Origin of the sequence: Xanthomarina maritima (assembly GCF_008084905.1) — a bacterium.
Lineage (GTDB): Bacteria > Bacteroidota > Bacteroidia > Flavobacteriales > Flavobacteriaceae > Xanthomarina > Xanthomarina maritima.
The window spans coordinates 190,426-207,076 of sequence record NZ_VSFC01000002.1; the positions used below are offsets into that span (position 1 = coordinate 190,426).

A 16,651-nucleotide genomic window follows, 5' to 3' on the forward strand; every position below is an offset into this window, starting at 1 on the left:
AGTAATTATTGAATTAAACTATATTTTAATTATACAAATAACGCCCATTTTTATTGAAAAATAATTACTTTTAAATAAAAATTAAAATCATGGATTGGGCATTCGATATTACTATTAAAAATAGAACTTTATTCAAATCATTTTTAGAGACTTTTACATTAGAGGAACTAAATAAAGTGCCAAAAGGGTTCAATAACAATATTATTTGGAACATAGCTCATACAGTAGTTACCCAACAATTATTGGTGTATAATTTATCTGGAGTTCCTATGCTTTTATCTCATGAAATGGTGGATATGTATAGAAAAGGAACCAAACCCGAAAGAGATGTTACCTATGCTGAAGTAGATTTAATAAAAGGGTTATTATTCTCTACTATTGAAAAAACAAAAGAAGATTATAACAATCATATTTTTGAAAAATATAATGAATACACAGTAACTACAAAAAGCACCTTAACCAATGTTGATGAAGCTATCGATTTTAACAACTTTCATGAAGGCATCCATTTAGGATATATTTTAGCCTTAAAAAAATCATTATAAAAAGTTTAAAGTATTCTGTAAGTCTTCCCAAGGAATATTTATTTCTGTAACACCAGAAGAGTAAGGTGCAATTTCATAAGTGTTGTAAAGTAAAATAGCACCTTCGTCGTTGAAGCCTATATTTTCAGGTAATTTAAAATTGTCTGGTTCGAAATACAGCTCTTTTTTATAAGCTATTTCTTCATTAAAATAGTCTTTAGCAATCTCAGTAAAATTTATGTAATCTTGAAATAAATCTTCATTTTTTAATTGTTTTCCAGTATACACATCAAAATTTAAAAATTCGATGATTAAATTTCCGTGAGCACCTCCTGTATTCAAATAAGTTGTAATGGCTATTGAAACAATTTCATCAGATTGATACATAATTTCACCATCAATCTGTGCATCCCATTCCATAATGCTTTCTGGGAAATCTGCTTTAAACGTAGTATATTCTTTATTGAACAAATCAATACTCTCAGAAACGGTCATTGAAGATGTAGAGTTTTCTTCTCCAACATTTAAGGAAGAAATAATAACTAAATTAATCCTTTTATTAATCACATTAGAAACTTCTTCGTCACCAAATGCTTCTGGAATATTAATTTCTACAATTTTATTAGTACTTGTTGTTACATTAATTTCTTTAAATTCTATCGTTTTTTCTTCTTTACACGTTTGGGATAATAAAGAAATAATCAAAGTATATACTAAAAATTTAAATCTCATAGAACAGAAAAATTAAGTTCATGTTAAAGATAATTAATGCATTTGAATAGCCCGAATTAAACTGTAACTTTATTAAAAAAATTTAAGCACATGAAATTCAATACAAAAACAATCCATGGAGGACAAGAACACGATCCAGCTTATGGATCTGTAATGCCTCCAATTTATCAAACATCAACTTATGCACAAACAACTCCAGGAGGACACAAAGGTTATGAGTATTCAAGATCCCATAATCCAACTAGAAACGCTTTAGAAAATGCTTTTGCAAGTATAGAAAATGGAACTTATGGCTTGGCTTTTGGTTCTGGGTTAGCAGCTATAGATGCCGTTTTAAAATTATTAAAATCTGGAGATGAAGTTATTTCTACAAACGATTTGTATGGTGGGTCATATAGATTATTTACTTCAATTTATAAGAAATTTGGCATCAAGTTTCATTTTATTGGTATGCAAGAAGCTTCAAATATTGAAGCATATATTAATAAGAATACAAAGCTTATTTGGATTGAAACTCCAACAAACCCAATGATGAATATTATTGATATTAAAGCTTGTGCTAATATTGCAAAAAAACACGATTTGCTATTAGCTGTAGATAACACCTTTGCAACTCCTTATTTGCAACAACCTTTAGATTTAGAAGCTGATATTGTCATGCATTCAGCTACTAAATATCTTGGTGGACATAGCGATGTAATTATGGGAGCTTTAATTGTAAAAGATAAAGAACTAGCAAATAAATTATATTTTATTCAAAATGCAAGTGGAGCTATTTGTGGTCCTCAAGATTGTTTTTTGGTATTAAGAGGAATTAAAACACTTCATGTTAGAATGCAACGTCATTGCGAAAATGGCAAAACTGTAGCTGAATATTTATCAAATCATCCCAAAGTAGAAAAAGTATTTTGGCCTGGATTAGAAAGTCACCCTAACCATCAAATTGCTAAAGCACAGATGAAAGGTTTTGGAGGCATGATTTCTTTTACAACAAAAGGAAATAATTATGAAGAAGCCATTAAAATTGTTGAGAAATTGAAAATATTTACTCTGGCAGAATCTTTAGGTGGTGTTGAATCTTTAGCTGGACATCCTGCAAGTATGACTCATGCTAGTATTCCAAAAGAGGAACGCGAAAAAACAGGTGTTTTAGATTCACTAATAAGACTAAGCGTTGGTATTGAAGATGTGGATGATTTGATTGCAGATTTAAAACAAGCTATTAATTAAAATGCATAAAAAAACCAAGAGAGTATCTTGGTTTTTTATATTGTCTTTAAATTTTTTAATCTAGATAATAAATATATCCAAAATTCAACCAAAGTAACCAATCATTATACTTATTAGATTCTAACTGATGATTAAAACCATCAATCCAGTCACTTCCATAATATTGCCATCTCATATCAAGCATTAAATCAGAAAGAGGGGTCAGTTTATATCTAACACCAACACTTGTCACAAGAGACCAAGTACTTCCTCCATCTAAATTTATTGGATACTCTCTTTGTTCTCCTAAAGGCACATTAGGCAAAAAAGCATCATCTTCATACCAATAAGAATAAATATTATTTTCATTTAATACATCACCTAAAGTAGAACTAGAATCAGGATTATATGCCGTATAGTGTATTCCTAAACTTATAAAAGGTGCAAAACGATAGCTAAATGCTTGAAAAGAACGAATACTTAAAGGAAAGTATTCTAATTGCATACCAATATCAAAATTATTTGCTTCACCAGTATGAGCTCTTAATTTTGCTGCATTTACAGAAGTTCCCTGTGCCCATTGTCCATGATGGTCAAGCTTTGTTTTGTTGTAAGATATTTCACTTCTTAATTTAAAGTGATCATTAAAATAAGTGTCCGTAGAATAACAATTACAATCTGCTCGATATGCAAAATTTATATAATGAATAAGACCAATACCAAATCCTGAGTTTCCATAATTAGTGCCTTCATCATGACGAACACCATAATCAGAACGAAACTGTACAGGACCTACAATAACACCAACCTCATGCGAAAAACCAAGTTGAGAAAAACTTGTTTGAGGCATAATAAGTAGGAAAATAATTACGATAAATTGTTTCAAATTGAACATAAAATCTTTCAATAAATAGAATATATCATTAAACAAATATATAAATATCCGACAAACCAACAAATAAATCGGGTAAATGTCGATTTGTTTGAGGCTCAGTATATAAAACGGTTAAATCTAATAATTTATTCTTCAAATAACATTGTGAAAAATAAAAAAATAATATATAATTTTTAAAGTTAATGTATATTTGCCTTTAGAAATAAAAATACGACATCACAATTAAAAATAAATTAAATGAAAAATAAAATAGATGCCTTTTTAAACCTTGTTAAAGAAAAGAACGGACATGAACCAGAATTTTTACAAGCAGTACATGAAGTTGCCGAAACTGTAATTCCATTTATCGAAGCTAATCCAAAATATCAAGATAAAATGTTGTTAGAGCGAATGGTTGAACCAGAACGCACTATTATATTTAGAGTACCATGGATTGACGATCAAGGCAAAACTCAAGTAAATAGAGGTTTTAGAGTAGAATTCAATTCTGCCATTGGACCTTACAAAGGCGGTTTAAGATTTCATCCATCTGTAAACTTAAGCATTTTAAAGTTTTTAGGATTTGAACAAGTATTTAAAAACTCTCTTACAACACTGCCAATGGGTGGTGGTAAAGGTGGAAGTGATTTCGATCCGAAAGGAAAAAGCGATGTTGAAGTGATGCGTTTTTGCCAATCATTTATGACTGAGTTATTCCGTCATATTGGTCCAGACACAGATGTTCCTGCAGGAGATATTGGTGTAGGTGGTAGAGAAGTAGGTTACATGTTTGGACAATATAAAAGGCTTAGAAATGAATTTACAGGAGTTTTAACTGGTAAAGGCATTTCTTTTGGTGGCTCTTTAATTAGACCTGAAGCAACAGGATATGGTTGCGTATATTTTGCTAAAAATATGCTAGCTACTAAAAATGATTCTTTTAATGGAAAAATAGTAGTTGTTTCTGGTTCTGGAAATGTAGCTCAATATGCTTGTGAAAAAGCTACTGAACTTGGTGCTAAAGTGGTAACATTATCAGATTCTTCAGGATACATTTATGATGCTGATGGAATTGATGCTGAAAAACTAGCTTTTGTGCAAGAAATTAAAAATGTTAATAGAGGAAGAATAAGTGAATACTTAAGCAAATATCCTTCTGCTAAATTCCATGAAGGCTCAAGACCTTGGAATGTATCATGTGATGTTGCAATGCCATGTGCAACTCAAAATGAATTGAATGAAGAAGAGGCTAAAATGCTTATTAAAAATAATGTAACAGTTGTTGCTGAAGGTGCAAATATGCCAACAACTCCAGAAGCTATTGCTGCATTCCAAAATGCTAAAGTGATGTTTTCTCCTGGAAAAGCTTCCAATGCTGGAGGTGTAGCAACATCAGGTTTAGAAATGAGTCAAAACTCTTTGAGGTTAAATTGGACTCGTGAAGAAGTTGATTCTAAACTAAAACAAATTATGGATAATATACATGAATCTTGTGTGACATACGGAACTCAAGAAGATGGATATATAGATTATGTAAAAGGTGCTAATATTGCAGGATTTGTTAAAGTTGCAGATGCTATGTTAGGTCAAGGCGTAGTATAGTTTGTATTTAAAAAATAAAAAAAGCTTCCAATTAGGAAGCTTTTTTTATTCAAAATATATGTTTTATAAATAAAGCTCGTTATATATAGATATATTCGAAAGGTTAAAAGATAGTATGAAAAAAAGAATCTTCTTATTGTTTATTATATTTTCATCAATAAATTCTATTGCTCAAGATTATTCAGCACTTTGGAAAGGATATTTTTCTTATTTAAATGTTAGAGATGTTTCACAAGGTAATGGCAAAATTTATGTAGCTGCTGAAAATGCTATTTTCACTTATGAAGTAAACTCTAATGAAATTGAAACCATAACAACAATTAATGGATTGTCTGGTGAACAAATTTCAACCATACATTATAGTGAAGCTTATGAAATGTTAATTATAGGGTATGATAATGGATTAATTGAAATCGCATTAGAAAACGATGAAAATATTTTAACCGTAGTAGATATTTTAGATAAACCAACCATTCCACCTAATAATAAAAAAATTAATCATTTTTTAGAATATAACGAGTTTGTATATATCTCAACAGATTATGGTATTTCTGTTTACGATATGTCAAGACTAGAATTTGGTGACACCTATTTTATAGGCAATGGTGGTTCGCAAATAATAATCAATCAAACTACTATTTCAGGAGATTATATTTATGCAGCGTGCTATAATGAAGGAGGATTAAAAAGAGCTCTTATTTCGAGCCCAGATTTAATAGATTATCAACAATGGGATTCTTTTGGAGGAATAGAAAACTTTATGGGTATAGTATCAACCCAAAATGGGAAGGTTTATACTATCAGATCAGATAGAAGAGTATATGAGGTGATTGGTACTAATCTAAATTTTATACTAAGAATTCCTAATAGCGCTGTATTAGATTTTAGAGAAATAGATAATAAATTATTAGTAACGAATAAGTTAAATTCCTATTTATTTAATGATGATTTTGTAGAAGAAACCGTTATTTCAATTCCATTAGATTATCCTACACAATTTACAGTTACTACTATCGAAGAAGAATATTTGTATATAGGAACCGAAAACTATGGCATATTAAAAATAGCCTCCCTTAATCAAACAGACGCAACCGAAATTCATCCAGATGGACCTTTATTAAACAGTCCTTTTGCAATTCAATCCATACCAAATAATCTTTGGGTAACTTATGGAGATTATACTTTAACTTATAGCCCATCTCCTAAAAAAAGTAGAGGCTTTAGCCACCTTGTTGATGAAGCATGGACTAATGTCCCTTTTGATAGTGTTCTTGGTGCTAATAACTTAAATAAAATTGCAGTGAATCCTTTTAATAATCAGCAAGTATTTATTAGTTCCTTTTTAAACGGTCTTTTGGAAGTAAATAATGATTCACCAACTATATTGTATGACGAAACCAATAGCGCCTTAAGTTCTCTTTCTACAACTTCGAGTAATGTTAGAGTAAGCGCTTCGGTTTTTGACATAAATGGTGTATTGTGGACTATGACAGGTAGGGTAGCTAAGCCATTGGTTTCTTACGATCCCAATTCGGATCAATGGCAAAATTTCGATTTTACTAGTTTAATTCCAGATCCATTTAATGGAGAATGGGGTTACAGTGATATTAAAATAGATAATAATGGAACTAAATGGATTGGTGGATATAACTATGGGTTAATAGGTTTTAATAATAATAATGGTATTCAAATAAATAATATAAGTACTGAAGAACAAAACATGCCCTCATCTTTTGTGTCATCAATAGCAATTGATAAAAGAAATCAAATCTGGATTGGAACCATTCAAGGATTACGCGTTTTATATAATACTTCAGATTTTTTCACAAACCCTTCTATAGAAGCAAGTTCAATTATTATCTTGGATGATGGTGTTCCTCAAGAATTATTATTCCAAACTTTTGTGGCAGATATAGAGGTTGATGGATCCAATAATAAATGGATTGCAACAATTGGTGCTGGATTATATTATTTTTCTTCAGATGGCCAAGAAACCATTTTTCATTTCACAAAAAATAACTCACCATTACCATCAAATAATGTAGTCGATGTGGCATTAGATCAAGCAAATGGAATTGTTTATATTGCTACAGATAAAGGACTTGTTTCTTATGGTTCTGGTGGCTCTCAAACAGAAGAAACTCTAGAAAATGCATTTATTTTTCCTAATCCTGTAAGACCAACTTTTGATATTAATAACAAAAAAGTGAAAATTAGAGGTATAACTGACAATATGAATATTAAAATAACGGATATTGAAGGTAATCTTGTTGCAGAAGCTCAATCTAATACAAACTTGCGTTATCAAGGATATAATCTAGAAATTGATGGTGGTACTGCTTATTGGAATGGAAAAAATTTAGGGAACAATACCGTAGCTTCTGGTGTGTATTTAATTATGCTAAATGATTTAGATAGTTTCGAAACCAAGGTTATAAAATTATTGGTAGTCAGGTAATGTTAACAACTACAAATGCCATTGTTTTATCTAAAATTAAATACAGGGATAACGACCTTATCATTAAGTGTTATACTCAAAAATTTGGCCTTGTTAGCTATATCATAAGAAACGCTTCCTCTGCAAAAAAAGGAAATTCTAAAACGGCTTATTTCCAATTACTATCCCAATTACAATTAGTCACTTTACATAAACAAAATAGGTCTCTACAAGACATTAAAGAAATAAAATCAAACTATCTATACAGTAGTTTGCAAACACATGTAATCAAAAATTCCATCGTTTTCTTTTTAGCTGAAGTATTATCAAGCACACTAAAAGAAGAAGAACCAAATGGATATGTATATGCTTACCTGGAAACAACCCTTCAATGGCTTGACACACATGACGAATATTCAAACTTTCATTTGTTGTTTTTATTAAAATTAACCAAACATTTAGGTTTTTATCCAGAAATGGCAAAAAACCAAGAACTTTATTTTAATTTAAATGAAGGAAGATTCGAAAATAATAAGACTAATATATATACTGTTTCAGGTGAAAATATTATTCTTTTAAAACGTCTTTTAGGCACAAATTTTGATGAATTAAATTCAATTAAAATAAACTCAAAACAAAGGCAGTCTTTTTTAAAAATGATGCTTTTATATTTTGAATTGCATTTAGATGGGTTTAAAAAACCTCAATCTATGCAAATTTTTAATCAAGTGTTTAACACATAGCTATTTAACCAACTAAAATGAAATTTATAATATCATTTCTTGTTTGGGTTTTTTTTGTTGTCACTATTCAAGCTCAAGAAATTCAAATTTTAGAACAAGAATCTAGACAACCAATTCCTGGTGTTTCAATTTATAATTCTTCTAAAAACAAATCCGTAATTTCAGATTTTGATGGTAAAGCATTTTTAGATAGTTTTTCAGAATTTGAAACTATTTATTTTGAAAATTTTCTGCATGTAAAATTACAAACCAATAAAAATCTAATTATAGCAAATAACCATACGGTTATATTAGAAGCAAAAGTCGAAGGACTTGATGAGATTGTAATTTCTGCTTCAAAATTTGAACAAAGTAAAAGAGATATTCCTCAAAAAATAATAAGTATTGATGCTAAAAAAATTCAATTAGTAAATCCACAAACAAGTGCCGATTTATTAGAAAGCACAGGAAATGTCTATATACAAAAAAGTCAACTTGGTGGTGGAAGCCCAATGATTAGAGGGTTTTCAACAAACAGACTCCTTCTTACAGTAGATGGAGTAAGGATGAATAATGCCATTTTTAGAAGTGGCAATCTTCAAAATGTTATATCTATTGACCCTTTTACAATTCAAAATACCGAAATTACATTAGGAGCTGGCTCTGTGGTTTATGGAAGTGATGCCATAGGTGGTGTTATGAGTTTTTACACCAAAAAACCTCAGCTTTCATATTCAGACGAAACCTATTTTAAAGCCAATGCTGTTGCTAGATATGCAACAGCAAATAATGAAAAAACTGGCCATTTAGATTTTAATTTCGGTTTAAAAAAATGGGCTTTTTTGAGTAATATAAGCTATTCCGATTTCGATGATCTACGAATGGGAAGTCATGGTCCAGACGATTATTTAAGACCTGAATATGTTGTTACTAACAATGGTGTGGATGAAACGCTAGATAATAACAATCCTGAAATTCAAGTACCAACAGGATATAGCCAAATTAATTTTTTGCAAAAAGTACGTTACGAACCTAAAAACAATTTAAGTTTCGATCTAGGTCTGTTCTACACCACTACTTCCGATTATTCTAGATACGATAGATTAATAAGATATCGTGGTGATGAGTTGCGCTCTGCTGAATGGTATTATGGACCTCAACAATGGTTTATGGCAAATTTTCAAATGACCAAATTAAGCAGTCGCTCTAATTTATATAATAAAGTACAATCCACACTTGCTTACCAAAATTTTAAAGAAAGTAGAAACGATAGAGACTATCAATCAACTATAAAAAACATTAGAAAAGAAGCAGTAGATGCTTTTTCATTTAATGCCGATTTCGAAAAATTATTGTCGCCTAAAACCGAATTGTTTTACGGAGCCGAATATGTCTATAACAAAATAACCTCTACTGGAAAAGAATTAGATATTGATATGGATATAGCCATTCCAACGGTTTCAAGATATCCAAATGGTTCCAATTGGCAATCCATGGCAGCATATACCAATTTAAAATTCAAACCAAGCGAGAAATTCGTGCTTCAATCTGGCGTGCGTTATAACCATATTTTTATGCATGCAGATTTTACTGAAAACAACCAATACCTAAATTTACCATATAATGAAACCAATTTAAATTTTGGAGCTTTAACTGGAGCTGCTGGAATAAGCTGGCTCCCTAACGATATCATTCAATGGAAATTAAATATATCTACGGCTTTTAGAGCACCTAATATAGACGATGTTGGAAAGGTATTCGATTCTGAACCAGGCTCTGTAGTTGTGCCAAATCCAGATTTAAAAGCTGAATATGCTTATGGTGCTGAGTTAGGATTAACCTTAAATTTTAATAACCTTTTAATTTTAGATTTAGCAACCTATTATACTTATTTAGATAAGGCCTTAGTGAGAACAGATTATAATTTAAATGGTGAAGCCGAAATTATCTACGATGGAGAACTCAGTAATGTACAGGCCATTCAAAATGCAGCGAGTGCTGATGTTTATGGTTTTGAAGTTGGTGTTAGAATTAATTTTTCAAAACAATTTAGATTAACATCTCAATATAATATTATTGGTGGAACAGAAGAAGACGAACAAGGTGAAAAAATTCCTGTTAGACATGTAACACCTTATTTTGGTAATACACATGTTGTTTGGCAAAACAAGAAGTTTTTAATTGATACTTTTGCAGAATATAATAATGAGTTGTCTTATAATCAAATGGCTCCTTCAGAAAGAGAAAAAGATTATATCTATGCCTTAGACGAAAATGGAGATCCATATGCGCCTTCTTGGTACACGCTTAATTTAAGAACTCAATACCAAATTACTAAGACTGCAACTGTAGTAGCTAGTTTAGAAAATATTACAGACCAACGCTATAAAACATATTCCTCTGGAATTGCCTCTCCAGGAAGAAACTTTATTATTTCTTTAATTTATAGTTTATAGATATATAATAAAGTAGAATCAAAAAGCCACTACAAAACAGGTTTTGTAGTGGCTTTTTCTGTCACATTGAGCTTGTCGAAGTGCTGCCACAGTTTACTAAATGTGCCATTAACTAAACTGCAAACAACTAAACAACAAATTTACTTACGTTTTACAACTTTTTTAGTAAGCACTTGACCATTAGCTAAAGTTACTTTAGCAACATAAGTAGCTTGACTTAAGTTAGAAAGATTGTAAGTTTCAATAGAGCTTTGTCCATTTAGCTTGTAAATAGTTCTTCCTAAAAGATCGATTAATTCTACCGTTTTTATTTCATACTGACTAGGAACCTTAAACTGTACTTCTCCATTTTGTAACTCAATAATGGTTAAATTAGTTACAGAAAGTGCTTCTTCGTTTATAGATAAGAAAGAATCTCTAAAGACAATTTCAAAACGCTCGTTAAATTCACCAATTTCTGAAGTGAACGTATAATCGCTAGCACTTAAATCATGAATGACATTCAATAATTTATCTTTAAGGTAAATAGTGTTTTCATTCATAAACTCACCTTCTAATTGAGCAATTGAAAACTTATATAATGTAGGTACAGTAATTGTTGTATTAAAACCAATTGATATAATTTCGTCGAGGGTTAAACTTTCTGGAAACTTTCCTTGAATTGCAAATTTGCCATCTTCATTCTCAATAAGAGAATAAAAGGTTGAGTATAGTCCAGTTGACATATTTCGTGGCACATCATAGCTCCAACTATCTTTAGAATTAGTAGCTCCATCAACATAAGCAATTAAGAGTTGACTGAAAACACCATTGTCTGATGTAAGGTTAACCCAAAGTCTATTGGCTTGATCTCCTAATGTTTCGGTATCATTATTAGTTCTATAAAACACATCGTTACTTGTGCCATCTCTCATTCGCATATCATTGTTAAAAGTAATTGAATTAGTTGAAAGACCTTTTACAAAAAAACCTTGTCCCGAAGGAATAAAATCATTAGGAGGTGTACCGATGGCTCCTCCTGCAATATTCCCACTTCCTGCAGAGATTACTGCATAATCATTTTGATTAAAATTCAGAACTTCATTTCCAGGGTTGATATCTTCTGGTGGAGCAGATTGTGACCAGAGAAACGCAGCACCATCTATAATGGTATTGTTTGAACCAAAGTTGAATAATAAGTTAAAATCTATAGCAGAAGGATATGGATTACCAATTAAATTCCAATCGTTATCTCCAAAATACCCATTTATTACAATACTTTTAGTAATATCTCCTGTATTAAAGTCACCTGTAAATAGATTGGTATTATTATAAGGAAACCCTGGTGGAGAAGTAGCAGTTATTGCATATCCACGACCAGCCTCCATTGATCCTGTGGCTATCTGCCAATCATTACCATTATCATCTATGTCATCTGGAACACCATTAGTTGTACCATCTGTATGTTGATCTAAATAGTTCGCCGTTTCAAAATAAAATCGTCTGTTACCTCTAGGATTAGGAAAAACGGCAGTAATATCTGCATTTACAACTGGTGAGCTCCAATAGGTATAATGATAATTATAACCATCATCAAAAAAGTTAGAAGTTTGCTTCGTGACATTTGCAGTCCCAGTACCATTGTTAGTAAATGTGCCAGCATTTGCACCGACACCATCCTGTACAAAAGCACCATGTGTTTGAACCGTAATGGTTCCGTTATTGACAACGTTGTTTACAACTCTTACATAATGAGAGTCGGTAACATTTAATGTGCGATTTACACCAGAGTTTATAATAAGTTGGCACGCATCGATATTTCCATTTAACGTGGTATCATATAAGCCATCAATAACAGCAATAGTATATTCATCTGGAGCACCATTATCCCAAGCACCTGAAGTCCAAGTCGATGTGTTTAATTCAATTTTTATGGCCTCGCTAGCAGTATAACAACTACTACCTTCACTCACTTCACAATAGAATTGAAAATTCGTTTTAGAAAGTATATGGTCGATAGATAAGGTACTTTGAGTAGTTGAATTAACTACCGTATAATCTCCTCCGGTACTTATAGAATTCCATACGTCATTAATACCATCATAATAATACCATTGAAACGTTAAATTATATGAATCTGTACCATAAATTCCTGTATATCCTTCAGTTGCACTAGCTGTAATTTCAAAGGTACTACAAGTAGTTGTTGGTACACTTAAAGATATTGAAGGTGTTCCACTTTCAAAATTAGGAGCTTGTCCTGCACCAACACAATATGGAGATGAAGGATAAATATCTGTAAAAGCCCAGTCTGCAGCATTATATGTAGCAACAGGTTTGTTAGTCGCACTTAAATCTCTTAGATAACGATATCCTACAAGATTTGCTGTATGTAACTGATCAATGGTTATATAGCTTCCTGAACCATTATTTTTTCTTAGTTCTACACCATCATTTGCATTGAAACCTATTAGTGCTGTCTCATATGGCGTTGGATAATCTGTACAGTTACTACCATCTATCCAAATACGGTACACTTCTCCTGGAGCTAATGTTCCTGAAGGAGAATGCCATAAAGAATAAGGAAAACTAGCAGTATCCGTATAATCAGTGCTTCTGTAAAATCTATATTCACTTAAGTCTTTAGTTTCTAACGTTCCATTAAAAATGGTAATCATACCTCCATTTCCCCAAGCTCCACCTGAACCATCTATATTTTGATCTTCATCAAATAATTCATAAATAAATAAATCCGTAGGAGGAGGCGTTATATTTGTCTGGCAGCTCAATTCTTGATCTATGACATCAAAAGGGAAAGCCGTATCACAAACAAGAGAATTGGTTTCAATAATAATGCTTCCATCAACAGCATTATTAGGGATTTGTATTATTATTTCATTAGCATTTTGTGAAATTGGTGTCAATGTTATTGAGTTAATGCTTACAGTTGCAGTTCCTAATTGACTTCCTGAAATAGTTACATAGGTTCCAATAGGTCCGGAAGACAAGTCTATAGTGGTTGTAATAGTGGGTGGTGTGCAAGGTGTACAATACACTTTAACATCATCTAGATACCAGCTATTAAATGTAGAGTTAAACCTAAAACGAACATTTGCTTGAGACGCTAGGTTTACACCAGAAACGTCGGTTAAATCAACTAATTCTGTTTTTCCTGCTTCTGTAACACTAAAACTATGTAGAGGCAACCATGCTCCTGCACCAATTCGATAATCTACTGTAGCAGTATTGCCATCACCTGAATTTGAAGCATCTTGATAAAACTCTAATATAGTAGGATAATCGGTTTGTGGTGTAGTAATCGCATCGTTTGTACCAAATACTCTACAAGGTTCTGATGCTCCTGCATGTACTCCAGTAGTTTCTGCTATTGTTCCACTGTTTGACCAACCAGTATTTGGAAAACCAACAAAATCTTCTTCAACACAAGGCGAACCACTATGTACAAACAATACAGCTTCATCAGATAAGGTATTACCACACGAATTAGTTGCCACTATTCTATAAATATATCCATGCATACTAATATTGACGCCCAAAACGGTAAGCGTTGTTGCGTTTGTTCCAGTATTTGTCCAAGTTGCACCATCATTTGTACTAACTTGCCATTGATAACTTACTGCTCCAGTAATAGTTGCAGAAAAAGTAGCAGTGCCACCATTTGCTACATTAATATTATCCGGTTGATCTGTAATTTCCGGAAGATTACTAATGGTAACAGTATATGGGCCAACAACTCCGGATGACCAACATGATGTAAGTGTATTGTAAGCTCTTACATAAAAATCACCATCTATTGTCACATCTAAAGTATTTGCTGCATCATAAGTAGTGTCAATGCCATTAGCATCTGTTTGCCAGTAATAAACAATATCTGTAGGTGCAGAACCTGAAAAAGCCAATTCTGCAGTTTCACAAAAGTCAGGAGCATCAATACTTGAAATTGTACCTGAAGGGTCAGTTGGTGGTGTGCATGGAGTTCCACAGTAAACTTCTAAATCATCTAAATAAATTGAATTGTTTTCTGTTACCATATATAAACGCATATCAACATTACTAAAACTTGATATGGATGATAAATCGAATGTGTATTGTGCATAGGAAGTACCTGTAACAGTTTGAGCAGTAATTGGAACATCTGTCCACGTTCCAGCATTATCATACTGAACCTTTATTTGACTGCCTGATCCACCAGATAATCTTGCCCAAAAAGATAAAGACATAGGGTTGCTTGTTGAAGGTAATTCTAACCAATCCCCAACATCATTAAATCCAATTTTTCTTGAACCACTATTAGCACTACCTGTACTAGCATAACAACCGTCTGAATCATAATCTCCATCAGGAGTAGTGTTTGTCCAGGAAGCTGCACCAGATTGATTACTCCAGCTATCAGCATCTTCAAACCCTGTAGCTAGACACGGTCCAACATACACATCCCATTGCGCATATAAAGTAATATCGGTAGAAAAATTATAAGATGCTCCATCTGCATATGTAGTACCACTCCCATTAGCAGCAGTATTCCAACTGTTAAAGGTAAAACCTGCATTGGTAAATGTATTGCTAGTTAAGTTTGCAGCTATACAATCCATTTGTGGGGACATTGTACCAGTACCACCATTGTTATTAAATGTTACTGTATTAGCTGTAGATATCCACTGCGCGTATAACGTGGTACTTGCTGTAATTGTAAAAGTGTTGCCTGAGCTATAACCTGTTCCAGAACCATCAGTAGCAGTATTCCAGTTGTTGAATGTACTACATGTATTGGTTAAAGAACCTATGTTACCTAAAACCGTTACGGTATCTCCAGAAGTATATGGATTATTAGTGTCAATTGGAACAGAACCACCTGTGTTGCCATTACCATTGTAAGTGACTGTTGGTCCTGCAGGTACTGAGTTATCAGTAATTGTATAATCATCTACGTAAACAATCTCTGCACCATCAAAGCCACTTTGGTCATAAAATCGTAAACCAAATTCCTCACTTGTAGAAGTTGCTGTAAAAGTTGTAGTTATTTCTTGCCATGATGTAGTATTAGAATTTGTTGAATAGTTTCCATATCCACCATTGTAGAAAAAACGAGCCCTCATATTTCCTTCTGTGTGCCTAACCCAAACTGATACCGTATAAACATGTCCATTGATTAAAGTCACAGTTTGTCTTAAATCTGTATTCCCATGATCGATTGTAGTGACATTTATACTAGCAGAGGAGCTTCCTCCATGAACAATTGTTGTTTCTTCAGACGTGGTAATTCCACTATCAATTGTTGTCCAGCCTGTTGGAGTTGAACCAGACCAAGTTTCAAAATCACCGTTAACTATCTGCCCAAAACCAGACAAAACAAAGCACAAGAATGCTGCTAATGCAAGGGAGTATTTTTTAATCATAGTTAGTAATTAATTTTTTCACTTGCCAAAACAAGCCTACAAATATAATACAAATTACAGATAATACCATGTGTTGCAACTAGTTAATTGTTAACAAATTGTTATTATCTTGCAGCCATGAAACCCATTAAAACATACACTTTAGAAGAAGCCAAAGGAACTCTTGAAAACTACTGTGCCTACCAGGAACGTTGCCATAAAGAGGTGGTTAAAAAACTACAAGATATGCGTATGATTCCAGAAGCCATAGATGTGGTTGTAGTGCATTTATTAAACCACGATTTTTTAAACGAAACTCGTTTTGCAAAAACCTATGCTCGTGGTAAATTTCGAGTTAAAAAATGGGGTAGAAAACGTATTACCTTAGAATTAAAAAAACGAGATATCTCTGCTTTCAACATTAAAGAAGCCTTTAAAGAGATTTCAGAGGCAGACTATTTACAAACCTTTCACGAATTAGCAGAAAAAAAAGCACAAATAATTACTGAAACTAATGTGTATAAAAAACGCAAAAAACTTGCTGATTATTTGTTGTATAGAGGATGGGAAAGCCATTTAGTGTATGATAAAGTCAATGAGCTGTTTTAGCTATTCTTAATTAAGACTAATTAAGAAGATTATCAATAGCATTCTATGTGTCTTATCATAAAAATAGGTATTGTCTTGTCCTGAAATAGCTATACACAAAACAAGTGTATG

Annotated in this window: 9 protein-coding genes and 1 pseudogene; 7 read left to right on the plus strand and 3 right to left on the minus strand. The window is 32.2% G+C overall.

Annotated elements, in window-relative coordinates; genetic code table 11:
* Positions 1-89 precede the first annotated feature (89 nt).
* Complete coding sequence (locus tag FVF61_RS00890; protein ID WP_148452285.1) at positions 90-545, plus strand: DinB family protein; 456 nt, start codon at positions 90-92, stop codon at positions 543-545.
* Here the strand turns inward: FVF61_RS00890 and FVF61_RS00895 are convergent.
* Entirely contained in the window at positions 540-1,256 is a 717-nt protein-coding gene (locus FVF61_RS00895; protein WP_148452287.1) for a DUF3298 and DUF4163 domain-containing protein, read from the minus strand. The two genes, FVF61_RS00890 and FVF61_RS00895, sit on opposite strands and share 6 nt — an antisense overlap.
* Before the next feature lie 87 nt (positions 1,257-1,343).
* Here FVF61_RS00895 and FVF61_RS00900 point away from each other — a divergent pair.
* Positions 1,344-2,486 (plus strand): annotated as a pseudogene (locus FVF61_RS00900) (cystathionine gamma-synthase); the annotation flags it as partial.
* A 55-nt stretch (positions 2,487-2,541) separates the two neighbouring features.
* Here the strand turns inward: FVF61_RS00900 and FVF61_RS00905 are convergent.
* Positions 2,542-3,360 (minus strand): THC0290_0291 family protein, encoded by an 819-nt coding sequence (locus tag FVF61_RS00905; RefSeq protein ID WP_148452291.1) that lies wholly within the window; start codon positions 3,358-3,360, stop codon positions 2,542-2,544.
* 237 nt (positions 3,361-3,597) lie between these two features.
* On the opposite strand from FVF61_RS00905, the gene gdhA reads away from it, so the two are divergent.
* The 4 genes from gdhA to FVF61_RS00925 all read left to right on the plus strand — a co-directional run bounded on the left by gdhA (position 3,598) and on the right by FVF61_RS00925 (position 10,556).
* Positions 3,598-4,941: an NADP-specific glutamate dehydrogenase gene (gdhA, locus tag FVF61_RS00910; RefSeq protein WP_148452293.1), complete on the plus strand. Its 1,344-nt coding sequence runs from the start codon at positions 3,598-3,600 to the stop codon at positions 4,939-4,941.
* Positions 4,942-5,056: 115 nt separating this feature from the next.
* On the plus strand, positions 5,057-7,399 hold the full coding sequence (porZ, locus tag FVF61_RS00915; protein ID WP_148452295.1) for a type IX secretion system anionic LPS delivery protein PorZ: 2,343 nt from the start codon (positions 5,057-5,059) through the stop codon (positions 7,397-7,399).
* Positions 7,399-8,121 carry a DNA repair protein RecO gene (gene recO / locus FVF61_RS00920; protein ID WP_148452296.1) on the plus strand — a complete coding sequence of 241 codons (723 nt, stop codon included), beginning with the start codon at positions 7,399-7,401 and terminating at the stop codon, positions 8,119-8,121. Before porZ ends, recO begins: the two co-directional genes overlap by 1 nt.
* Before the next feature lie 17 nt (positions 8,122-8,138).
* Positions 8,139-10,556 (plus strand): TonB-dependent receptor, encoded by a 2,418-nt coding sequence (locus FVF61_RS00925; RefSeq protein ID WP_148452298.1) that lies wholly within the window; start codon positions 8,139-8,141, stop codon positions 10,554-10,556.
* A gap of 140 nt (positions 10,557-10,696) precedes the next feature.
* Here the strand turns inward: FVF61_RS00925 and FVF61_RS00930 are convergent, their stop codons facing one another.
* Positions 10,697-15,952: an InlB B-repeat-containing protein gene (locus FVF61_RS00930; RefSeq protein WP_148452300.1), complete on the minus strand. Its 5,256-nt coding sequence runs from the start codon at positions 15,950-15,952 to the stop codon at positions 10,697-10,699.
* A gap of 117 nt (positions 15,953-16,069) precedes the next feature.
* Between FVF61_RS00930 and FVF61_RS00935 the strand changes: the two genes are divergently transcribed.
* Positions 16,070-16,540, plus strand: coding sequence for a regulatory protein RecX (locus FVF61_RS00935; RefSeq protein WP_148452302.1), 471 nt, complete (start codon positions 16,070-16,072; stop codon positions 16,538-16,540).
* Positions 16,541-16,651 lie beyond the last annotated feature (111 nt).